Annotated in this window: 17 protein-coding genes; 9 read left to right on the top strand and 8 right to left on the bottom strand. The window is 63.1% G+C overall.

Annotation, left to right across the window (positions count from 1 at the left end; genetic code table 11):
• Window positions 1-39 precede the first annotated feature (39 nt).
• The 4 genes from A1D30_RS10640 to A1D30_RS26220 all read right to left on the bottom strand — a co-directional run bounded on the left by A1D30_RS10640 (window position 40) and on the right by A1D30_RS26220 (window position 4,631).
• A complete protein-coding gene (locus tag A1D30_RS10640; protein ID WP_060986060.1) occupies window positions 40-1,347 on the bottom strand; it encodes an amidohydrolase family protein in 1,308 nt (435 codons plus the stop codon).
• Window positions 1,348-1,712: 365 nt separating this feature from the next.
• Complete coding sequence (locus tag A1D30_RS10635; protein ID WP_063460649.1) at window positions 1,713-3,512, bottom strand: EAL domain-containing protein; 1,800 nt, start codon at window positions 3,510-3,512, stop codon at window positions 1,713-1,715.
• Between the two features lie 147 nt (window positions 3,513-3,659).
• Window positions 3,660-4,394 carry a tripartite tricarboxylate transporter substrate binding protein gene (locus A1D30_RS10630; RefSeq protein WP_082836398.1) on the bottom strand — a complete coding sequence of 245 codons (735 nt, stop codon included), beginning with the start codon at window positions 4,392-4,394 and terminating at the stop codon, window positions 3,660-3,662.
• Complete coding sequence (locus A1D30_RS26220; protein ID WP_131798447.1) at window positions 4,395-4,631, bottom strand: hypothetical protein; 237 nt, start codon at window positions 4,629-4,631, stop codon at window positions 4,395-4,397.
• A gap of 160 nt (window positions 4,632-4,791) precedes the next feature.
• Between A1D30_RS26220 and A1D30_RS25500 the strand changes: the two genes are divergently transcribed.
• Window positions 4,792-5,238, top strand: coding sequence for a hypothetical protein (locus tag A1D30_RS25500; RefSeq protein WP_131798446.1), 447 nt, complete (start codon window positions 4,792-4,794; stop codon window positions 5,236-5,238).
• 129 nt (window positions 5,239-5,367) lie between these two features.
• On the opposite strand, the gene A1D30_RS10625 is transcribed toward A1D30_RS25500, so the two are convergent.
• Window positions 5,368-6,204, bottom strand: coding sequence for an IclR family transcriptional regulator (locus A1D30_RS10625; protein WP_082836396.1), 837 nt, complete (start codon window positions 6,202-6,204; stop codon window positions 5,368-5,370).
• 275 nt (window positions 6,205-6,479) lie between these two features.
• Between A1D30_RS10625 and A1D30_RS10620 the strand changes: the two genes are divergently transcribed.
• Window positions 6,480-6,764, top strand: coding sequence for a ferredoxin (locus A1D30_RS10620; RefSeq protein WP_347336234.1), 285 nt, complete (start codon window positions 6,480-6,482; stop codon window positions 6,762-6,764).
• 118 nt (window positions 6,765-6,882) lie between these two features.
• Entirely contained in the window at window positions 6,883-7,830 is a 948-nt protein-coding gene (locus A1D30_RS10615; RefSeq protein WP_063460648.1) for a VOC family protein, read from the top strand.
• Between the two features lie 53 nt (window positions 7,831-7,883).
• Here the strand turns inward: A1D30_RS10615 and A1D30_RS10610 are convergent, their stop codons facing one another.
• From A1D30_RS10610 to A1D30_RS10600, 3 genes are all read right to left on the bottom strand, one after another.
• Window positions 7,884-8,621: an SDR family oxidoreductase gene (locus tag A1D30_RS10610; RefSeq protein ID WP_063460647.1), complete on the bottom strand. Its 738-nt coding sequence runs from the start codon at window positions 8,619-8,621 to the stop codon at window positions 7,884-7,886.
• Window positions 8,622-8,632: 11 nt separating this feature from the next.
• On the bottom strand, window positions 8,633-9,487 hold the full coding sequence (locus A1D30_RS10605) for an SDR family oxidoreductase (RefSeq protein ID WP_063460646.1): 855 nt from the start codon (window positions 9,485-9,487) through the stop codon (window positions 8,633-8,635).
• Between the two features lie 66 nt (window positions 9,488-9,553).
• The gene (locus A1D30_RS10600) at window positions 9,554-10,498 is read right to left on the bottom strand and encodes a LysR family transcriptional regulator (RefSeq protein WP_063460645.1); all 945 of its coding nucleotides are present in this window, start codon (window positions 10,496-10,498) and stop codon (window positions 9,554-9,556) included.
• A 114-nt stretch (window positions 10,499-10,612) separates the two neighbouring features.
• Here A1D30_RS10600 and A1D30_RS10595 point away from each other — a divergent pair, with 114 nt between their 5' ends.
• The 6 genes from A1D30_RS10595 (at window position 10,613) to A1D30_RS10570 (ending at window position 20,766) form a co-directional block, all read left to right on the top strand.
• Window positions 10,613-14,098, top strand: a complete 3,486-nt coding sequence (locus A1D30_RS10595) for an indolepyruvate ferredoxin oxidoreductase family protein (protein WP_063460644.1) — start codon at window positions 10,613-10,615, stop codon at window positions 14,096-14,098.
• A 43-nt stretch (window positions 14,099-14,141) separates the two neighbouring features.
• Complete coding sequence (locus tag A1D30_RS10590; protein ID WP_063460643.1) at window positions 14,142-14,897, top strand: electron transfer flavoprotein subunit beta/FixA family protein; 756 nt, start codon at window positions 14,142-14,144, stop codon at window positions 14,895-14,897.
• A complete protein-coding gene (locus A1D30_RS10585) occupies window positions 14,898-15,833 on the top strand; it encodes an FAD-binding protein (protein ID WP_063460642.1) in 936 nt (311 codons plus the stop codon).
• A gap of 505 nt (window positions 15,834-16,338) precedes the next feature.
• On the top strand, window positions 16,339-17,898 hold the full coding sequence (locus A1D30_RS10580) for a PAS domain-containing methyl-accepting chemotaxis protein (protein WP_063460641.1): 1,560 nt from the start codon (window positions 16,339-16,341) through the stop codon (window positions 17,896-17,898).
• A 319-nt stretch (window positions 17,899-18,217) separates the two neighbouring features.
• Window positions 18,218-19,348, top strand: coding sequence for an ABC transporter substrate-binding protein (locus A1D30_RS10575; RefSeq protein ID WP_063460640.1), 1,131 nt, complete (start codon window positions 18,218-18,220; stop codon window positions 19,346-19,348).
• Window positions 19,349-19,407: 59 nt separating this feature from the next.
• A complete protein-coding gene (locus A1D30_RS10570; protein WP_109790916.1) occupies window positions 19,408-20,766 on the top strand; it encodes a DUF1329 domain-containing protein in 1,359 nt (452 codons plus the stop codon).
• The last annotated feature ends 98 nt before the right edge of the window (window positions 20,767-20,864 follow it).

The raw sequence follows: 20,864 nt of genomic DNA, 5'->3' as shown, positions 1-20,864 counted from the left end.
AGGGTACGGCCGGTTTCCTGGGTTGATGCCGATGGCGGGTTACAAGGCGGTCTGGGCGTCGGCGGCGGCAAACATCTTGTTGATGTCGCCCGAGGTGACCGGACGCTCCGGGTCACGGAGCGGAGCCGCGCCACCCATGCCGCAGGCCGGCTCGATGCTCACGTGCTTGGCCTGCGCCTTCAGCGCGCCGACGGTGCAGTTTTCGCGGCCCAGGATGGCGAAGGGGTCGTAGGAGAACTCGCGCATCGCATTCAGGTGCGTGATCTTGTTGATGACCTCGTCGCTCAGGTGCTGAGATTGCTTCCAGAACACGTTGGCGGATTCCGGCCATGTGCAGTCGGAGTGCGGGTAGTCGCATTCCCAGGTGACCTTGTCGACATTGATGAAGTCCAGATTGCGCAGGCCGAACTCGTCCTCGATGAAGCAGGTGATGATGTGCTCGTTGAAGACGTCGCTGGGCTTCTTGCCGCCAAAGTTGGAGTTGGTCCAGGCGTTGTGGTGGTTGTGGGTGAAGTTGGCGCGTTCCAGCAGGTAGGGGATCCAGCCGATGCCGCCTTCGGACAGGGCCATACGCAGCTTGGGGAATTTCTTCCACATGGGGGCCCAGATCCAGTCGGCGGCGGAGTTGGAGATGGAGATGGGCATCGACGTGATCCAGGCATCGATCGGCGACTCGTCGGATGCATGGGCCGCTTTGACGCCGGTGCCGATGTGGCAGCAGATCACCACGTCGTTGTCCGCGCATGCCTTCCACAGGGGATCCCAGTAGCTGTTGTGGATGGACGGGTACCCATGCACGGTAGGGTTGTCGGAGAACGTGAGGGCATGCACACCCTGCTTGGCCAGGCGCTGGACTTCCGCCGCCGCCGCCTGCATGTCGAACCAAGGAGCCATCATCAAGGGAATGAAGCGGCCCGGTGCAGCGTTGCACCAATCGTGCAGATGCCAGTCGTTGTAGGCCTGGATGGCTGCGAGCGAGACACCGCGGTCTTCGTAGCTCTGAAACCGCTGTCCCGCAAAACCCGGGAAGGTCGGGAAGCAGATCGAACCCAGAACGCCATTGGCATTCATGTCATCGACACGGGCCTTGATGTCCCAAGTGCCGCGGCGCATCTGTTCGTAGCCCAGCGGCTCCATGCCGTATTCCTCTTTGGGGCGGCCGACCACCGAGTTCAGGCCCATGTAGCCCGTGGCTTTTTCCTCGAACACCCAGACGTCGCGACCTTTGTGGTTCTCGACGCGGGGCTCGCGCCCCTTGTACTTCGCGGGCATATGGCGGGCGAATGCATTGGGTGGCTCGATGGCGTGATCGTCAACGCTGACGAGGATGAGATCTTCCAGTTTCATCTTGTCTCCAGAGGGTGAGGCGATGGGGCTTGGCTCGGGGTGGCCGAACCAACGGCATAGGGTGGGATGCTAGATCAAATACTGTACAGATTCAAGAATAATGTTCATATTTGGCAAGGAATACATGCGATTCTAGGGAATACCACTAGCCGAACCGGCTAGGTGGGCGCCTCCCTGGAACATTTCGGCGCCATGCGGATGAGGGGCCTGGAGTCCGGCAATCCAGTGCACATCTGAGCCGAGGTAATTTCGGCTTGCGCCCTAGATCAAAGTGATTTTTTGCTATTAATTTGGAAGCTGTATGCGCTTGCCACGCTTTGTTTTCTTGGGGTTGGTGCCGCAATTGCACGCCTTTTCCGGAGGCGTTATGGCAGCCATCCAGGCTGGCTGCGCAGGAACTGTCCGAGTTCACCTGACGGCAGCGGGCGGCTGAAGTGGTAGCCCTGGGCTTCGTCGCAGCCCTCCTCGCGCAGGAACTCCAGTTGCGCTTCGGTTTCCACGCCCTCGGCTGTGGTCTGCATGCCCAGGGCCTGGGCCATGCGGATGATGGCGCTGACGATGGCACGATCGTTGTTGTTCCGATCCAGATCCTGGACGAAGGACTGGTCGATCTTGAGCTTGTAGATCTGGAAGCGCTTGAGCTGGCTCAGGGAAGAGTAGCCAGTGCCGAAATCGTCCATCGACAGGCGCACACCGCGGGCTCGCAGCTTGTCCATCGTGGCAGCGGCTTGGTGCGGATCATTGATGGCCACGCCCTCGGTCAGCTCCAGTTCCAGCGAATCGGGAGGGATTCCGGTGTCCTGCAGTATGGAGTTGATGATTTCAGGCAGTTGCGGCTGGCGGAACTGAATGGCAGAGAGGTTCACGGCCACCTTCAAATCGCGCAGTCCGTCCTGGCGCCACGTCTGCAATTGCCGCATGGCAGTGCGCAGCACCCATTCGCCGATCTGCAGGATTTGGCCGCTGTCCTCGGCGATGGGGATGAATTCGGCCGGCGAGACGCGGCCCAGTTCGGGATGGTCCCAGCGCAGCAAGGCTTCCACGCTGTGGACGCGGCCGGTGCGTAGCGTGACTTGGGGCTGGTAGTGCAGCGAGAGTTGGTTGCGATCCAGTGCGCGGCGCAGCGCGTTTTCCACTTGCAGCGCGCGCCGCGACTGGGCCTGCATCTGCGGCGTGAAGAAGCGGTAGGTGTCGCGGCCGGCCCGCTTGGCGTGGTACATGGCCGTGTCGGCGGCCTGGGTCAGGGAGTCAATGTCATGGCCGTCATCGGGATACAGCGCGATCCCGATGGAGGGGGCGATCATGAGCTCGTGGTGGTCGATCCGATACGTCAGGTGCGATGCCTTCTGCAGTTTGGCGGCGATGCGCTCGGCGCCCTGGGCATTGGCGTTGGGTAGGAGCAGCACGAACTCGTCGCCGCCGATGCGTGCCACGGTGTCACACTGGTTCACGACTGTGCGCAGCCTTCGAGCAAACTCAATCAGCAGCGTATCGCCGACGCGGTGGTTCAGCGAGTCGTTGACGTGCTTGAAATGGTCGAGATCGAGAAACATCACTGCCAGTTGCCTGCCGCTGGCTCGGGCCAATTCAATGGCTCGCTCGGTGTGCTCGGCCAGCAGTGTTCGGTTAGGCAGGCCCGTGAGCGCGTCGTAGTGCGCCATCCAGTAAATGCGCTCCTGGTCGAGCTTGCGGTCGGTGATTTCGCGGTGCAGGTTCTCCACGGTGGCCCTGAGCCCCCGCTGAGGCCGCTGCTTGAACTGCTCGTGCGCTTCATTCAGGGCCTGTTGCGCGAGCAGGTTCTCCCCCATGTCACTGACGATCCAGATTGAGCCCTCGTGCAGGTTGTCGGCGTTAATGAGGCGGCCCGTAAGCTCTCCCCAAAACAGGCTGCCGTCCTTGCGCCTTAGGCGACGCTGTGTGCGATAGGCATGGCCCGCGCTGAGCGTGGTGTAGGCCTCGCGCCCAAGGCTGCGCAAGTCGCCTCGGCTGGGATGCAGTTGCTCGCTGCCCACGCCGACCAGCGCGTGCTCGTCTGGGTATCCGAAAATGTCCGCGCATCGCCGGTTGCAGCGGACAATGACACGTTGGCGGATGAAGACGATGCCGACGCCCGCAGTGTCCAGCGCGTGCTGTTCCCGCAGGTTGCACTCGACGGAGGCGGCCATTGCTGACGGATAGTCCAGGGTATCCCTGCGGGTTGGGTCCCGCCAGGTTATTTCACCGTGCTCTGGGCCGGAGCCTGGAAACCAACCAGTGGTAAAAGGCTGACAAGAGGTGTGCATCTGATGGTGCTCTTCATGAGATCCAGCCGCTTACTCGGCTTGGATGCCTGCGGCCCTAATGATCTTTCCCCATAGATCACGTTCTTTTGTTTGGTATTTCCCAAGCTGGCCCAGGGGCTGGATGAACGCTAACGTGCCCGATGCCTTCATGGCTGCTTGCACTGCCGGCGTCTCATTGGCTTGAACCAGCAAGCGGTACATCTTTTGAACGATCGGCTCGGGAGTCATGGCTGGCAGATAGGCTGCCAGCCAGAAACCTATGTCCATGCCATCGATTCCGCTTTCACGGAAGGTTGGCAGGTCGGGTGCGAATGGGCTGCGGACTTCATCGGTCACGGCCAGTGCTTTGATTTTTCCGGAACTGACGTAAGTCCAGGCCGAAAAGTCGGTGAACATGAAGTCGATTTCTCCACTGATCAGATCCGGCATCATCGAGTTGCCGCTGCGATAGGCTGCCCCTACCACTTTCACTGCGGCGGTCTGCTGCAGTACCTCGGCGGGCAAGCGGCTGGTGATGCTCGTGTAGCCGAAAGTGAACCGGCCTGGATTGCTCTTGATCTGCTGGAGGAACTCCTTGGCAGATGCCGCCCTGACCTTGTCCGGATTGACATACAGGTACATCGGGCCCTTGGAGAGTGTCGTCAAAGGGACAAAGCCGTTGACTGGGTCGTAGGGCAGGTTCTTGATCACGTGGGGGTTGCCGGTGAATGCCACGTTCCCCGAGATCAGAAGGTTGTATCCATCGGGTTTCGCCGAACCGATCAATTACGCCGCAATGCCGGAACTGCCGCCAGGGCGGTTTTCGACCACAACAGGCACTCCTGCAGCTTTGGACATCTCGCTTGCGAGGGCTCGGGTGTAGACGTCTGGGGCCGAACCCGGCGTGAAGGGAGTCACGACCTTGATGGGTTTTTCCGGGAAGCCGGCGGCCCCGGATGCATCGGCACCCGCCAAAAAGCACATGAGCATGAGCGCCGTGACCCAAGCTGGAGCCTTCTTCATAGTTTGCATAAAGAATTAAATTCTGTATCTAGAATTTTTTGATTCTGATCGGCCCGCGCTGCTTTGGGTATTGGGGTTCACCCTGGCTGGCCATTCCTTTCTGTTGTCCTGATTGGCTTGGGCTGTACTTACAGGTCCCGACGGACCGCAGGCGATGCGCATGAATGCGCGCCTGGGGCGGGTAGTGCTGGTGACGGAGAGGTCCTTGATCAAGGGCGGGAGCGGCCCAGTGGAGTGGGGCAGGCGGTCGTCGCGTCCCAGGCTGCTGGATTGGGTTGGGATCGGTGTTTTCCCTGGTTTTGAGCGGAAAGAGGCGCATGGAGCGCTTTCTGTTTTGACGCAGGAAGTTGGAATTTGTACATTTATGGGAAAAGTGCCTTTGATTTCCTGTGTGCACAGCCGTCCTGCCATCAGAGGATCGAACCATGGAGACAAAATGCCTTCCTTGATCTTTACGACCGTCTCGAGCCTTGCGGTGGTTGTTGCTGTGCTGTGGCATTTCGCCGATGCCGCTGTCCACCAGCCCAGTCATGTTGGTCATCTGCATGCCCACACGCCCCCTATGGCGAGCGATTTTTGGACACTGATGTCTCACGGCTTCCGCTAGATTTCAGCGCATCACTTGGGGGGCGAGCCTTGTGGGCTCGTGCGAACGTGAGCAGCCGCCGCTAGATGCGGGATTGGGGCATGGCTGCAGTGGTGGCTGGTGTTTGAGCCTGTTTTCCAGGCCTGGGTCTCAAAAAAGCACAGATTCCAGCCGGGTGCCCAATTCCTTCAGCGACTGTCCAAGCGCCTTGATCCGTACTTCGGCATCGCTGTGCTGGCTGCGGATCATGACAGCCGAAACGGTGTAGGCAATGCTGCGCGTGGTGTCGCGCACAGGGGCGGCGATCGCAAGGACGCCGTCGGAGAAATACCCGTCGTCAACGGCCCATCCGTGGCGTTGAGCTAGGTGAACCTGTTCCAAATACTCCTCAAACGATAGCGCGCGTGCCCAGCGAATACGGGCGAATTCAGCGCGCAGATCGTTTTCAGAGAGATTCATCTGCCCAACGAAAAGCCGGCCGCTGGCCCCCATCAGGACAGGCAGGCGCTGGCCCAGCGGCATGTAGATGTGCAGATCCGTAGGGCTGGATTCGGAGCTGACGAGCACGATCCTGTCATTGCCCATCCGGCGCCAGAGCGTGACCGTGATTCCGCGCGCGATGGCAAGTTCGCGCATGAGCGGCAATGCCAACTGGACGCGCTGGCCCTGTGTCACCAACTGCTCTGCCAAGCGAGCCAGCCCAAGGCCTGCAGAGTACGTTTTGGACAGCGGATTGAAATCGACGACATCTTCCGAGACCAGGGTTCGGAGGATGTTGAAGCAGGTGCTTGGATTGATTTCCAGGTGCCTCGCTATGTCCGCTGCTCGCTCAGGAGCCCCCTTGTGCGCGAGGTATCGAAGGACTCCGATGGCATTCACCACGGGCTTCACGATGACGCCGTGGCTCGATCCTGATTTCTTGGAGTTGTCGGCCAAAGTCGGAGCTTTGCCCGGCGCGGAGCTGTCTTCGGTCACGACGGATTCCATGTTGTCCAGTGGTCAATTGAATGCAGGTCACTGCCTCGGAAGTGTTGGAACGAGGGGGCGTCACAAAACTTCCACCTGTCTGCAGCAGCGGGCATTCTAAGTGGCGAAGTGCATTCTGTATGGAGTTTTATCTATCGTACGTCTGTTCAGGGACGTCCTGTGGGGACGGGAGTACCGGGTCGGCTCGTGGGTCGTTGCGCGCAGGTGCAAAGTGTGGGGGCGCGAAGGGCGGTTTAGGGAGAACCCTGAAGTAAAAATCAACACTTTATCGAATAATGTGCATATGTCTCTACGCGCAGCAACATCGAACCCGCTGCATCGAAAGGAAAATTATGAGTACCCACGGGAAAACCCCCACACTTCGAGTGATCGTGGATCGCGGTCGTTGCTGCGGCTACGGGCTGTGTGCCCAACTCTGCCCCGAGGTGTACAAGCTGGATGAAAACGGCTTGGTATATGTCGAATCCGAGCTCATCCCTGGCGGGCTTGAGGAGGAGGCGAGGGAAGGGGCCGCGGCCTGCCCCGCGGAAGCGCTGGTCATCGAAGCGATTCAGTCGTGATTGGCCGGGGGGCAGCAGGGTCTGCCGTCGGCGGGCGCTGGCGCATCCCATGGCTGGTTGTCGCCGATGACTCGTTCTGCGGGGCATCGGTTTTTTTAGCTTACGGGAAAGCATCAACATGGACATCATAGGTATTGGATACCTCGGCTTCGAGACAACCAAGGTGGACGAATGGCGGGAGTATGGACCGCAGGTCATGGGTTTTCAGGTTGGCCAGTCTCCGGCGTCAGATCCGGACTCTCTCTACTTCCGCACGGACGATCGGCGGCACCGGTTTGCCTTCCATCCCGGCAAGATCGATCGCTTGGCCTACATCGGCTGGGAGGCCAAGGGAAAGATCGAGTTCGAGGCGGCGTTTGCCCGATTCCAGGAACACGGCGTGGAAGTCACCATGGGCGATGCGGCCCTGTGCGAGCAGCGTGGCGTCAAGGGAGTGTTCCGTTTTCGTGACCCGGTCGGCTACCAGCATGAGATGTTCCATGGTCAAAAATGGATGCCCCGTTCCTTCACGCCAGGCCGCCCTCACGGGGGCTTCGTGGCCGGCGTGCGGGGGTTGGGGCATCTGGTCGTGATCACTCCGCAATGGCCACCCGAACTGCAGGATTTCTTCGTCAAGCTGATGGGCTTCCATTACTACGGCCCAGGGGCCGGCAAGGGCCAGACGGCGTTTTACCGCTCCAAGCTCAACAGCTACACTAGCCACGATATCGCCTATGGATACGGGCCTGGGAAGATGGGTGTCCAGCATGTGGGCCTGTTTGTGAAAAGCCTGCGCGACGTCGGCGAGACCTACGACATCGTGAAGCAGCGCGGGATCCCGATGATGATGACGCTGGGACAGCACTCTCAAGATCCGCACGCTTCCTTCTACCATTTCTCGCCGGGCGGCTTTGCACTCGAGACCATCACCGAGCTCGAACCCTGGCATGACGACGGCTTCGAACTCAATCCCGAGAAGCTTAGCACCTGGGGTCATGAAGTGGTGGGCCCGATCCTCGGCCCGAGCGTACGGACGCCCGAAGAACTGCTCGAGCCCGAGTTGCTGGCCAAGTACAAACAGGGATGACGCAGCCCGCTTGCCGACTTCCGCGCTGGGCCGCCAGCACGGGAGTCGGCGTTTCAGACTGATTCCGAAGACGAGACCATCAGCATGCGCGCCACGCTAACGTGCTTTGGCTGCTCGAGCATGTAACGCACGGCGGACGCGACATCCGACGACTGTAGGGCCGGTGTCTGGTCCGCCCGGACCGGCTGGCCCGAGGCGCGCAGCCGGTCAAAGATCTCGGTTTCCGTGGTGCCGGGCGCGATGGTGCCCACACGCACGCCACTGCCTTTGAGTTCGACACGCAGCGCAGTGCTGAACACCTCGACGGCCTGCTTCAACCCGGCGTACACGCCCATGGAAGAATGGCTCAGGTATGCCCCCACGCTGGACACGTTGATGATGGCGCCCGCGCCCTGTTGCTTGAATGCGCGCGCAAACACATAGGAAGTCCGGACCACGGCATCGTAGTTGGTGCGCGTCATCTGCATCAGGCCATCGAGATCGATGGTTTCGAGTGTGCCGGTGACCAGCATGCCGGCGTTGTTGACCAGGATGTCGGCGCGGCCGTAGGTTCGGTGGGCCAACTCCAGCAGAGCCTGCGCCGTGGCGGGCTCATCGATCGCTGCGCTCAGGGGGACTGCCGGGCCGGGGAGCTGGGCGCACAGCGCATTCAAGCGCTCGGCGCGGCGCGCGGTCAGCACCAGGCTGCAGCCCGCGGCGCTGAGCTCATGGGCAATGGCTTCGCCGATACCTGACGATGCGCCGGTGACGACGGCGACCTTGCCTTGCAGGTGTCGTTTGGCCTCGTTCACGTAGCCGGGCCTCAGGCTTGGGTGTCCGGGCTGGGATAGCGCAAGGCCATGGCCGCGCCGAAGTCCCTTTTGAGGGTCGGGTAGTAGGCAATCTGTCCGCCCATGCCGCCGGCAATGTCGATGGAGGCCGCGCTGATGAAGCTGGCGTAGTCGCTTGCGAGGAACAGCGCCATGCCGGCGACGTCTTCCGGCTTGCCAAAACGCCCCAGGGGGACAACTTTGAGGACCATGGCGTCGAATTCCTCGCGCGGCGTGCCGGGCGGCATCTCACGGTAGTGGCGGTCCCACTGCCCGGTGTCGATCCAGCCCATGTTGAGGGTGTTGACCAGGATGTTGTCTTTGGGCAGTGACATGCCCAGCGATTTGGACATGGCGATGCAGCCCGCGCGGTTCACCACGGAGGGGATGCCGTCCGGGGTGATCTGGGTGCCGGCCAGCGCATTGATCTCGACGATGCGCCCCCAGCGCTGCTTTCGCATGTGCGGGACCACGGCCTGGATGAAGCGGAAATGGCCCATCTGCAACACGTTGGCGTGCTCCAGGATCTGCTCTGGCGTGAGGGTGTCGAGGTTGCCGCCGCGGCCTTGGCCCGCGTTGTTGATCAGGACGTCCACGCCGCCCCAGGCGGCTGCGATCTCATCCACGAAGGCTTTCACGCCCGCGGTGTCGGTGACGTCGACCGCGCGCGCGATCACGGCTTGCGCCGTCGTCGCCAGTTCGGCTCCCACCGCTTCGATGTCGGCCTGCGTGCGGGCGCAGACCGCAACGCGGGCCCCTTCTTTAGCAAAGGCACGGGCAATGGCCCGGCCAATTCCGCGCGAGGCGCCCGTCACGATGACGCGCTTGTGGCTCAAATCGATAAGCATGTACTGTCTCCTGGTTATGCAGAATATCTGGCAGATTGTAGGCAGAAATTAAAAAATAGTTCATATCTAGGTTCTTGCCGTTGCCTGTGCGCCGTTAGCGAATGATCGGCCCAGGAACTGCTCCAGCGCTGCTGCGCAGGGGCTCAATGCACGGCCTGCGGACCAGGCCAGGCCGACTTCCATGACCGGCAGCCGTGCGTCCATGGGAACGGCGTGGATGCGCCGCCCATCCAGGGACCATGGCCGGAACACCATGTCCGACAGGATGGTCACGCCCAGGTTGAGAGCGACCATCTCGCGCAGCGCCTCCATGGAAGACGTCTGGATAATCTTGTGGGGTGTGTGCCCCGCGTCGGCCCAGTACCGCCGGGCATTGCGGTCGCCTTCGTCCACCATGGGCAGGATGTAGGGGAGCGCCGCAAGTTCTTCGAAACTCACGCTCCCCCGGCCCGCGTATTCATGGCCCGCAGCCATCCAGAGCTGACGCCTGGACCTTTCCAGGACGCGGGTTTCCAGGCGCTCCGGCGCTTCCAGGTTGGACAGCAAAAGTGCGCCCATTTCCAGTTGGCCGCTCGCCAGGCGGACCTCGATGTCCTTACGCGGCATTTCCTCGAGCGAGAGTTCTATCCGGGGATACAGCTCGCAGAAACGCGCGAGGGCGGGCAACAGGAAGTACCCCAGGACGGTGTAGGTCGCGGCCACTTCCAGCTTCCCGTGGAGGTCGCGCCCATGTATCGGAAAGCGGGCCGCCTCGTTGGCCATGCGCAGAACGGATTCGGCGTGCTGCAGAAAGCCTTGTCCCTGCAAGGTGAGGGTGACGCCTTGGCGTCCGCGATCCAGCAAGGCCGTGCCCATGGCCTGTTCCAGGTCCGCGATCGCCAGGGTCATGGCCGACTGCGACAGGCCGATCTCTGTTGCGGCAGCCGAGATTTGCCCGCAGCGCGCCACGGCCACGAAGTAGTGCAGTTGGCGCAGCGTGAAGCGCGGCAGGGCAGGCAGACCGATTGTCATTGGAAAGGCAAATACCTGGGGTTCAAAAATTGAATTTGACTATGCCATAAATATGAACAAAATATAGATAAATGTTTAAATAAAAGGTTGCGCGAGCAACCTGGAGATATCCCCATGACCCCTCCCGTTTCCCTGGCGGACAAGTACGAATTGCCCGCCGGCCGTGTCTACATGAACGGTACGCAGGCGCTGGTTCGGCTGCTGCTGGCGCAAAAGGCGCGTGACGAGGCCGCCGGGTTGAATACCGAAGGTTTCGTCTCCGGCTATCGTGGCTCTCCCCTGGGCGCCGTAGACCAGGAGCTGTGGAAGAACCGGGCGCTGTTGGACAAGCACAAGGTGCGCTTTCAGCCCGGTCTCAACGAGGAGCTGGCGGCAACGTCGGTCTGGGGCACGCAGATGGTGAGCCTGGATCCGAAGGCACGGGTCGATGGTGTGTTCGCCCTCTGGTACGGGAAGGGACCGGGCGTGGACCGCAGTGGCGATGTCTTCAAGCACGGGAACATCGCGGGTGGCGCTCCGCATGGCGGCGTGCTGCTGGTGGCGGGAGACGACCACGCATGCAAGTCATCCAGCCTGCCGCATCAGAGCGAGCATGCATTCATCGCTGCGATGATTCCGGTGCTGCATCCTTCGGGAGTAAACGAATTCATCGAATTCGGACTCCACGGATACGCCATGTCGCGCTACTCCGGATGCTGGGTGGGCTTCAAGGTGATCAGCGACACGGTCGAGTCCTCGTCGTCGTTCGACATCGATCCGATGTCGGTCGAGATCAAGATTCCGCAGTCCTACCCCGTTCCCGCCGACGGCTTCTCGATCCGCTGGCCCGATCCTCCGCTGGAGCAGGAGAACCGGCTGCAGCGCGAGCGCCTGTATGCACTGCTCGAATACGTGCGCCTGAACAAACTCAATCGCCAGGACTGGGCAGTCCCGGACGCACGCCTGGGTATCTGCACCACCGGCAAGAGCTACCTGGACGTGCGCGAGGCGCTGTCGCTGCTGGGCTTGGACGAGGCGGCCGCACAGGCGCTGGGTGTGCGCCTGCTCAAAATCGGCGTGGTCTGGCCTTTGGAACCCACCTGCGTGGTTGAGTTCGCACAGGGCCTCGACGAAATACTGGTCGTGGAGGAAAAGCGCCAGGTACTCGAATACCAGATCAAGGAGCACCTCTACAACGAACCCCATCGCCCCCGCGTGGTCGGCAAATACGATGAATCGGGCGAATGGGTTCAGGTTCCCAGCAGCGGCATCCTGCTGTCGCCTAATGGCGAGCTCACGCCAGCCGGCATCGCTGATGTGATCGCTGCGCGCCTAGTCAAGGTGTACGGGCAAGGCGTGCTGCCGGAGTCGGTGCGGGTGTGGTTGGAGCGTCAGGCGGTGGTGGCAACTCGTTCCCCATCCGATGCGCCTGTGCCCCAGCGGCTTCCTTACTTTTGTTCGGGCTGTCCTCACAACACCAGCACCCAGGTGCCGGAAGGGTCGCGCGCGCTGGCGGGGATCGGCTGTCACTACATGTCGATGTGGATGGATCGCCGCACGGAAACGTTCAGCCAGATGGGCGGCGAAGGGGTGCCGTGGATAGGGCAGGCGCCCTACACGGATACGCCACATGTGTTCGCCAACCTGGGCGATGGAACCTACATGCACTCGGGCTCCCTGGCCATCCGGGCTGCCGTGGCTGCCGGTGTCAACATCACCTACAAGCTGCTGGTCAACGATGCTGTCGCCATGACGGGAGGTCAGCCAGTCGAAGGCGCACCTTCGGTGCCCCAGTTGCTGCGGCAGCTTGCCGCCGAAGGCGTGAAGGAACTGCACCTGGTGAGCGACGAGCCCGAGGCCTTTCAGGCCTTGGACGACTTCCCCAAGGATGTCAAGGTGTCGCACCGTGACGGCATGGACGCGCTGCAGCGTGCGCTGCGCGACGTCAAGGGGGTGTCGGTGATCGTCTATGCGCAGACCTGCGCGGCCGAGAAGCGCCGCCGGCGCAAGAAGAAGACTCTGGCCGATCCGGCGCGTCGAGTGGTCATCAACGAGGCCGTGTGCGAAGGCTGCGGCGATTGCGGCGTGCAGTCCAACTGCGTCTCCATCCTGCCACTGGAAACGCCCTTGGGGCGCAAGCGGCAGATCGATCAGAGCGGCTGCAACAAGGACTTCTCCTGCGTGCGCGGATTCTGCCCAAGCTTCGTGGTGCTCGATGGCGCCGAACTGCGAAAGCCCCAGCGTGACCGCGTGGCGCCGCCCACCGGCATGGCGCGACCCGAGCTGCCAGTCTTGGCGCGCCCCTGGAACATTCTGGTGGCCGGGGTCGGCGGCACCGGCGTGGTGACCATCGGTGCCCTCATGGGGATGGCCGCGCATCTCGAGGGCAAAGGGGTGCTGGTGCTGGACATGGCAGGTTTGGCGCAGAAGGGCGGGGCCGTGATGTCCCATGTGCGGCTGGCGGCGGATCCCGTCCAACTGCATGCCGCGCGGGTAGCGCGCGGACAGGCGGACGTGGTGCTCGGCTGCGACCTGATGGTGGCCGCGGCCGGAGATGCGCTTGCTTCCATGGCGTCCGGGCGCACTCGCGCCGTGTTGAATACGGACGTGGCCCCCACGGGCAGCTTTACACGGGATCCCGACTGGCAGGCGTCGCCCGATGCGATGCTCGAGCGGGTCGGTTCGGCCGCTGCCCAGGTAGAGTCTCTGGAGGCTTCCCGCCTGGCGGTCGCCCTCATGGGGGATGCTGTGGCCACCAACGTATTCCTGCTGGGCTTTGCATGGCAAAAAGGCTGGGTGCCTCTGCAAGAGGATTCGTTGCTGCGCGCCATCGAACTCAACGGCGCCGCGGTGGGCATGAACCGCGCAGCGTTTGCCTGGGGACGCCAGGCTGCGCTGGATCCTGCTGCGGTGCGCCGTGCGGCCGGGCTGCCTTCCGACGAGAAGGTGATGCTGATGCCGAGCAGAACAGCGTCTCTTGCGAGCATTCTGGCCGATCGCACGGAGCGGCTCGCCGACTACCAGAATGCACGCTACGCGCAGCACTACGCGGCGGTCGTGCGGCGTGTTTCCGATGTCGAGAAGGCGCGTGTCGGGGGAGAGCGCCTCGCGCGCGAGGTCGCGATGAGCCTCTACAAGCTGATGGCCTACAAAGATGAATACGAAGTTGCTCGCCTGCACACCAGCAGTGATTTCCTCGCCCGGCTGCAAGAGCGCTTCGAAGGTGATTTCACCGTGAGCTACTACCTGGCACCGCCGCTGCTGGCGCGCCGCGACGCGCAAGGCCGTCCAGTCAAGCAGCGCTACGGCGCCTGGGTGCAGACGGCCTTCCGTCTCCTGGCCCGTTTGCGGTTCCTGCGCGGAACAGTTTTCGATCCGTTCGGCTGGACTCGGGAGCGGCGGGAGGAACGTGCGGCAATCGACGAATTCGAGGCCTTGGTTGAAGACCTGCTGAAAGACCTGAACAGCAACAACTTCAACGAGGCGTTGGCGCTCGCCCGTTTGCCCCAGCAAGTGCGAGGCTATGGCCATGTGAAGGCGCGCGAGCACGAGGTCGCGCAGAAGAAGGCCTTGGAGCTCCTGGCCCGCTGGCGAACGAAGACCGGCCTTTCCCAAGGCTAAGGCAGTCAGGAAAAAGCTGCTACTCATTCCAAAGGAGATACATATGAGAATTCTTGTCCCTGTCAAGCGCGTGGTGGACTACAACGTGAAGGTCCGCGTGAAGTCGGACAACACGGGTGTGGACATCGCCAACGTCAAGATGAGCATGAACCCCTTCGACGAAATTGCCGTCGAAGAGGCCGTGCGCCTGAAGGAAAAGGGCCTGGTGACCGAGGTCATCGCCGTCTCCTGCGGCGTGGCCCAGTGCCAGGAAACCCTGCGCACCGCCATGGCCATCGGCGCCGACCGCGCCATTCTGGTGGAGACGCCCGCCGACCTGGACCTGCAGCCCCTGGCCGTGGCCAAGCTCCTGAAGGCCCTGGTGGACAAGGAACAGCCCTCGCTCGTGATCCTGGGCAAGCAGGCCATCGACGACGACGCCAACCAGACCGGCCAGATGCTCGCCGCCCTGGCCGACCTGCCCCAGGCCACCTTCGCCAGCAAGGTGGAGCTGGCCGCCGACAAGGTCAGCGTGACCCGCGAAGTCGACGGCGGCCTGGAGACCCTGAGCCTGACGCTGCCCGCCGTCATCACCACCGACCTGCGCCTGAACGAGCCCCGCTACGTCACCTTGCCCAACATCATGAAGGCCAAGAAGAAGCAGCTCGACACCGTCAAGCCCGAAGACCTCGGCGTGGACGTGGCGCCCCGCCTCAAGACCCTCAAGGTCAGCGAGCCCGCCAAGCGCGGCGCCGGCGTGAAGGTGGCCGACGTGGCCGCCCTGGTCGAGAAACTCAAGAACGAAGCGAAGGTGATCTAAATGTCGGTACTCGTTATTGCTGAACACGACAACGCGTCCATCAAGGGCGCGACGCTCAACACCGTCGCGGCCGCGGCCGCCTGCGGCGGCGACGTGCACGTGCTGGTGGCCGGCCACAACGCCGGTGCCGCAGCCGCTGCCGCTGCGCAGATCGCCGGAGTCGCCAAGGTCATCCACGCCGACGCCGCCGGCCTGGAACACGGCCTGGCCGAGAACGTGGCCGCCCAGGTGCTGGCCATTGCCGGCAACTACAGCCACATCCTGTTCCCCGCCACCGCCGGCGGCAAGAACGTGGCGCCCCGCGTGGCCGCCAAGCTGGACGTGGCCCAGATCAGCGACATCACCAAGGTGGTGGGCGCCGACACCTTCGAGCGCCCCATCTACGCGGGCAACGCCATCGCCACCGTGCAGTCGGGCGATGCCGTGAAGGTCATCACCGTGCGCACTACGGGCTTCGACGCCGCGCCCGCCACGGGCGGCTCCGCCCCCGTCGAGGCCGCCGCAGCCGTGGCCGATGCGGGCAAGAGCAGCTTCGTGGGCCGCGAAGTCACCAAGAACGACCGCCCCGAGCTCACCGCCGCCAAGATCATCGTCTCGGGCGGCCGGGCCCTTGGCAGCGCCGAGAAGTTCACCGAAGTCATGACGCCCCTGGCCGACAAGCTGGGCGCGGCCATCGGCGCATCGCGCGCCGCCGTGGACGCGGGCTACGCCCCCAACGACCTGCAGGTGGGCCAGACGGGAAAGATCGTGGCGCCGCAGCTCTACATCGCCGCAGGCATCTCGGGCGCCATCCAGCATCTGGCTGGCATGAAGGACTCCAAGGTGATCGTGGCGATCAACAAGGATCCCGAGGCCCCCATCTTCAGCGTGGCCGACTACGGCCTGGAGGCCGACCTGTTCACGGCCGTGCCGGAACTCGTCAAGGCGATCTCGTAAGGAGGCTCTACGCCATGGGTTTGCTGCGCCAATGCCTGCAGGAAGTGCGTGAGCGGGAATGCCCGCAACCGCCTATTTTTACCCCGCCATGCACAGTTGCGCACCACAATCCTGTGCAGTGGCATCACCTCGAAGGTGCACAGCGAGCTTCTGTTCGCGAGTTGCACCGCCATGCTTTCCATCACCGCATCTTGGGAGCCCAGAGCGTGGAGGGCTAGTCAATATGGCCGTTTTCACCCCGGCAAGCTTAGCGCTCGTTTAAGCCCAAGTCTTCCAGCGCATCACCACTGTGATCCAGCATCTGCGCTGTGGGCACGGCTACGCATAAGGCAGGCGTTGCAAGTCCACTGCCGTGCGGAATGGGGCTTCCTAATCCGTGTCATGGTTTTCATAGGGTTGCAGTGCCTGGGTTTCTCACGCTTTAGGTATCAACATCCATTTGGCGCGGTCAGCCGTTAGCAAGCCGTGCAGCCCGCGACCGGCGCGGGCCCACCAGGGAGCCTCCATGCGCATCAATCTGCCGGTGACCCAGCAGAACTTCGACTATTCCGGCGACGAGCTGCTGGTGTCCAGCACCAACACCAAAGGCGAGATCACCCACTGCAACCCGGCCTTCGTGCGCGTGAGCGGCTACGGCTACGACGAGCTCATCGGCCAGCCCCACAACATCATCCGCCACCCCGACATGCCCGCCGAGGCCTACAAGGACCTGTGGCGCACCATCGGCCGGGGCGAGCCCTGGACGGGCCTGGTCAAGAACCGCCGCAAGAACGGTGACCACTACTGGGTGCGCGCCAACGTCACGCCCATCCTGGAAGGCGGCAAGCCGCGCGGCTACATGTCGGTGCGCACCAAGCCCAGCGCCGCCGAAGCCGCCGCCGCCGAGGCGCTGTATGCCCAGATGCGCCGCGAGGCGGACGCGGGCTCCCGCAGCTTCTCGCTGGAGGCGGGCAGCGTGCGCTACCACGGCCTGCGCGGCTGGCGCCAGCGCCTGGCGCAGATGGCGCTGCTGCCCCGCATGGCGTTGATGCTGGCCGTGCTGGTGCTGCTGGCGCTGGTGCCCGACATGCTCGGGCTGCAGGGCGCGGCGGCCTGGGGCGCGCGCGTGGCGCTGCTGGTGCTGGGGGCTGGTTGGGTGCTGTGGCGCTTCCAGGCCACGGTGCTGCAGGGGCTGCACGATGCCACGCGCTTCGCGTCCGACATCTCGGCCTGCAACCTCGCGACCTCGGTCGGCACGGACTACCCCGAGCCGCTGGGCGCGCTCATGCAGCGGCTGCAGCAGACCCAGGTGAACCTGCGCGCCGTGGTGGGAGACGTGCGCACCGAGGTCGGCAACTTCACCCGGTCGGCCGCCGAGATCACGCGCGGCAGCCTGGACCTGTCGGCGCGCACCGAATCGCAGGCGAGCAGCCTGGAGGAGACCGCCGCGTCGATGGAGCAGCTGGCCAGCACCGTGCTGCAGACGGCCGAGACGGCGGCCAAGGTCTCGCAGGAGAGCGCGCAGAGCAGCGAGGTCGCCTCGCTCGGCGGCCAGGCCGTGCAGGAGCTGGGCGCGGCGATGCAGCAGATGAAACACTCGTCCGCCAAGATTAGCGAGATCGTGGGCGTGATCGAAGGCATCGCCTTCCAGACCAACCTGCTGGCCCTGAACGCCGCCGTGGAGGCCGCGCGCGCGGGCGAGCAGGGCCGGGGCTTCGCCGTGGTGGCGGGCGAGGTGCGCGCGCTGGCCCAGCGCAGCGCCAGCTCGGCCAGGGAGATCAGCGGCCTGATCGGCGTGACGGTCGACCAGATCGCCAGCGGCGCCCAGCAGATGGACCACGCGGGCACCACCATCCGCGGCGTGGTGGACGCGGTGGAACGCGTGAGCGCGCTGGTGCAGCAGATCAGCAGCGCCACGCGCGAGCAGTCGCAGGGCATCGCCCAGGTCAACGAGGCCGTGACCCAGCTCGACACGGTGACGCAGCAGAACGCCGCGTTGGTGGAGCAGTCCACGGCGGCGGCGCAGGGCCTCAAGGACGGTGCCGAATCGCTGGGGCGCGCAATGGATGTGTTTCGGCTGGGGTGAAACAGCGGTATGCATCGCTCGTGCCTGCCGTTTGGAGGCACCGTAGTGCGACGGGAGGTTAGTAACGGAAATTTTATATATAGACAAAAAATGCAAATATGTATAAATTTTGATGCCGCTGTCCCTTTGTCTAGAGAGGCGGTGCGGACGGTCCCCACCGGGTGGATAGCAAGGTCGGCGGTCAGGAAGGAAGGCGCACGCGGTAGCCGCATGCATTGCTCCTCCGACCTCTCTGGGATGCGGTTGACGCGCTGCACTCAGCCTCTGGTTCTCATGGGTAGCGGCTTGTCCTAACAAGAACACGAAGGAGACCCGCACTATGCGGAATGTGAATAGTGGGTATCGGCGCCTGGCGGTGGCTTTGTCGGCGGGCCTGGTGTGGTGCAGTGTGGCGCTTGGCGCCGACGTGATCGTCCTGGGCCAGTCGCTGAACATCGGGCCCGATTCGGACGGCGGCGGATTGCGGGTCATGGCTGCGGCCAAAGGGTACATAGACGGCGTAAATGCAGCCGGAGGCGTGCAGGGGCGTCGGCTTGATTTGGTCACGCTAAACGACGATGGTGATCCGCGCAAGCACGAGCGCAATGTTCGCGAGCTGATCACGCAGCGTGGGGCGGTGGCCTTGCTCAATTGTCAGGGCGAGGCTTCTTGCCGGGCCTCCGCCGCAGTCACGGCAGTACTGAAGGTGCCCTTGGTTGGGCCGTTGAGCGGGGCCTCAGCCTTGGCGCGCAGCAGTGCCCCCTGGCTGTTCCAGGTACGGGCCAGCAGCGCGCGTGAGGCCGAGGCCCTGGCCCGGCAGTTCAGGGCCATCGCCTGCTTTCGGGTCGCCATCGTCACCGACGCGCCGGAAAGCGAATCGGTCGCAGCGCTCAAGAGCGCCATGGGCGGGGAGGGTATGACCGCCACCGTGCTCGCCGTTCCTGTCGGCTTGCCGGGCGACAGCGTGCAGAAGCTGATCAAGTCCCTGGGCGGGGAGGGTTTTCATGGGGCCGTGCTTGCCTTGCAACTGCCGACGGCCGAGGCCTTGGTGGATCTTCAATTGGGGGCACGGGAGGAATGGCCCCGCGTTATCGCTTCGCTGGCGAGTCCTCACCTCAACACGCTACTGGCTGGCTTCAAGGGCCGTCTTTTCGGCTTCACCACTGTGGTGCCCAATCCGGAGGCGGGCAATCTGCGCCTGGTTCAGGAGTTCCAAAGGAACATGGACACCTACGGCGCGGGCCACGCGGTGACATTCGTGGGCATGGAGGCCTACATCAACACCAGGGTGCTGGTAGAGGCCTTGCGCCGCACGCCGCGTCTCACGCCCGAGGCAGTGGCTGCCACGCTATCGCAGCTCAACGATCTGGATCTGGGCGGCTTCAGCGTGAGCTTCGCGCGCCAGCGCAACCAGGGCTCCGACTGGGTGGACGTGGGGGTGCGATCGCGCTATGGGCAATTGATGCGCTGAGTCGGCACCCTTCTATCACCCAATCGTCTTTCATCTTTTCGTTTGACTGGATCGTGACCATGCGCCGTATATTTTCGCTGGCACTGCTGGCCGTGCACCTCGCCGCCGCAGCAGGAGTCTCTCCTGAGGAGGCCCGCCAATTGGGTAGCAGCCTGACAGAGTTCGGCGCGGTGCGCGCCGGCAATGCCGACGGCAGCATTCCGCCCTATACCGGGGGGCTCCGAAGCGCGCCTGCCGGACACAAGCCGGGCAGCGGTTTTTGGGTCGATCCGTTCAAAGGTGAGAAACCGCTTTACCGCATTGACGCACGCAACATGGCGCGGTACGCCGACAAGCTCTCGGAAGGCCAGCGGCAGTTGCTGGCCCGATTCCCGGAGTACTACCTGGACGTTTACCCGAGCCACCGCACTGTAGCCTACCCCGACGCGGTCTTGGCTGCGACACGGCGTAACGCCACCAGTTGCCGCAGCCTGAAGGACGGCTTGGCGGTGGACGTGGCCTGCCGTGGCGGCATGCCGTTCCCGATTCCCAAGACGGGGCACGAGGTGATGTGGAACCAGCAGTTGCGCTACCAGGGCAGCAAGGACATGGTCACCATGTCTTCGCGATCCTGGGTGGTGGATGCCAACGGCCGGCCCATTAAGACAGCGGAACAGCAGACCTATCAGAATTTTCCTTACTACGAACTGGATCAGAAAGATCGTGATCCCACCATGGCCTGGCGGGTCTATTCCGTCACCAAGTCGCCGGCCCGCAGGGTAGGTGAAATGACAGGTTTGGCCGACTACCTGGATCCCAGCGCCAGGCCCCGGAAGGCGTGGACTTATACGCCGGGCCAGCGCCGGGTGAAGCTCGCGCCCGAATTTGCCTATGACACGCCGGTGGCAAGCATGGGCGGTGTCATCGTCTATGACGAATTGTTTGTTTTCTCCGGAATGATGGATCGCTTTGACTTCAAGCTGCTCGGCAAGAAGGAAATGCTCATTCCCTACAACGGCTACAAGGCGACCTACGACTGCCCCGTACCAGAAGTTGCGCTGATGGCCCGCCATGCCAACCCAGCATGCGAGCGTTGGGAGTTGCATCGGGTCTGGGTGGTGGATGCGGTCTTGCGCTCGGGCCAGCGTCATGCATATCCACGCCGGACGTATTACTTTGACGAGGATCTTTCCGGAGCTGGCATGTTCGATGCTTTCGACCAAGAGGGGCAGTTGGCGCGAGTCATGTTCAATACCACCACTCCCATGTACGACTTGGACATTCCCTGGTCTGTCAAGAACGTGGTGTACGACTTCAGCAGGGGCCTGTACGCGTACCTGAACGACGCCATGATTGGCGGCTTCAAGCAGATTGAGACTCCGCGCAGCGAGCGCGAGCTCAATCCTGAGGCGGTAGTTGGCCGCGAAACCGCACGTTAACTTACTGCTTGAAAAGGGCTAGGTGGTTCTGGGGCGAAGCATCCGTGTCGTCAGCGACGACGAGATCGCAGCCGGTGCATTGTGCATTCGACAGGCTG

This window comes from Acidovorax sp. GW101-3H11 (assembly GCF_001633105.1).
Classification (GTDB): domain Bacteria; phylum Pseudomonadota; class Gammaproteobacteria; order Burkholderiales; family Burkholderiaceae_C; genus Acidovorax.
This window is presented reverse-complemented; position numbering and strand designations above follow the sequence as displayed.

Bases quoted from the DNA above. Each gene is read 5' to 3' on its own strand.
- A1D30_RS10625 (WP_082836396.1), bottom strand. From the start codon at position 6,204: ATGGAATCCGTCGTGACCGAAGACAGCTCCGCGCCGGGCAAAGCTCCG.
- A1D30_RS10615 (WP_063460648.1), top strand. From the start codon at position 6,883: ATGGACATCATAGGTATTGGATACCTCGGCTTCGAGACAACCAAGGTG.
- A1D30_RS26220 (WP_131798447.1), bottom strand. From the start codon at position 4,631: ATGAAGAAGGCTCCAGCTTGGGTCACGGCGCTCATGCTCATGTGCTTT.
- A1D30_RS10590 (WP_063460643.1), top strand. From the start codon at position 14,142: ATGAGAATTCTTGTCCCTGTCAAGCGCGTGGTGGACTACAACGTGAAG.
- A1D30_RS25500 (WP_131798446.1), top strand. From the start codon at position 4,792: ATGAATGCGCGCCTGGGGCGGGTAGTGCTGGTGACGGAGAGGTCCTTG.
- A1D30_RS10575 (WP_063460640.1), top strand. From the start codon at position 18,218: ATGCGGAATGTGAATAGTGGGTATCGGCGCCTGGCGGTGGCTTTGTCG.
- A1D30_RS10620 (WP_347336234.1), top strand. From the start codon at position 6,480: ATGTGCATATGTCTCTACGCGCAGCAACATCGAACCCGCTGCATCGAA.
- A1D30_RS10600 (WP_063460645.1), bottom strand. From the start codon at position 10,498: ATGACAATCGGTCTGCCTGCCCTGCCGCGCTTCACGCTGCGCCAACTG.
- A1D30_RS10595 (WP_063460644.1), top strand. From the start codon at position 10,613: ATGACCCCTCCCGTTTCCCTGGCGGACAAGTACGAATTGCCCGCCGGC.
- A1D30_RS10635 (WP_063460649.1), bottom strand. From the start codon at position 3,512: ATGGCCGCCTCCGTCGAGTGCAACCTGCGGGAACAGCACGCGCTGGAC.
- A1D30_RS10570 (WP_109790916.1), top strand. From the start codon at position 19,408: ATGCGCCGTATATTTTCGCTGGCACTGCTGGCCGTGCACCTCGCCGCC.
- A1D30_RS10580 (WP_063460641.1), top strand. From the start codon at position 16,339: ATGCGCATCAATCTGCCGGTGACCCAGCAGAACTTCGACTATTCCGGC.
- A1D30_RS10605 (WP_063460646.1), bottom strand. From the start codon at position 9,487: ATGCTTATCGATTTGAGCCACAAGCGCGTCATCGTGACGGGCGCCTCG.
- A1D30_RS10585 (WP_063460642.1), top strand. From the start codon at position 14,898: ATGTCGGTACTCGTTATTGCTGAACACGACAACGCGTCCATCAAGGGC.
- A1D30_RS10640 (WP_060986060.1), bottom strand. From the start codon at position 1,347: ATGAAACTGGAAGATCTCATCCTCGTCAGCGTTGACGATCACGCCATC.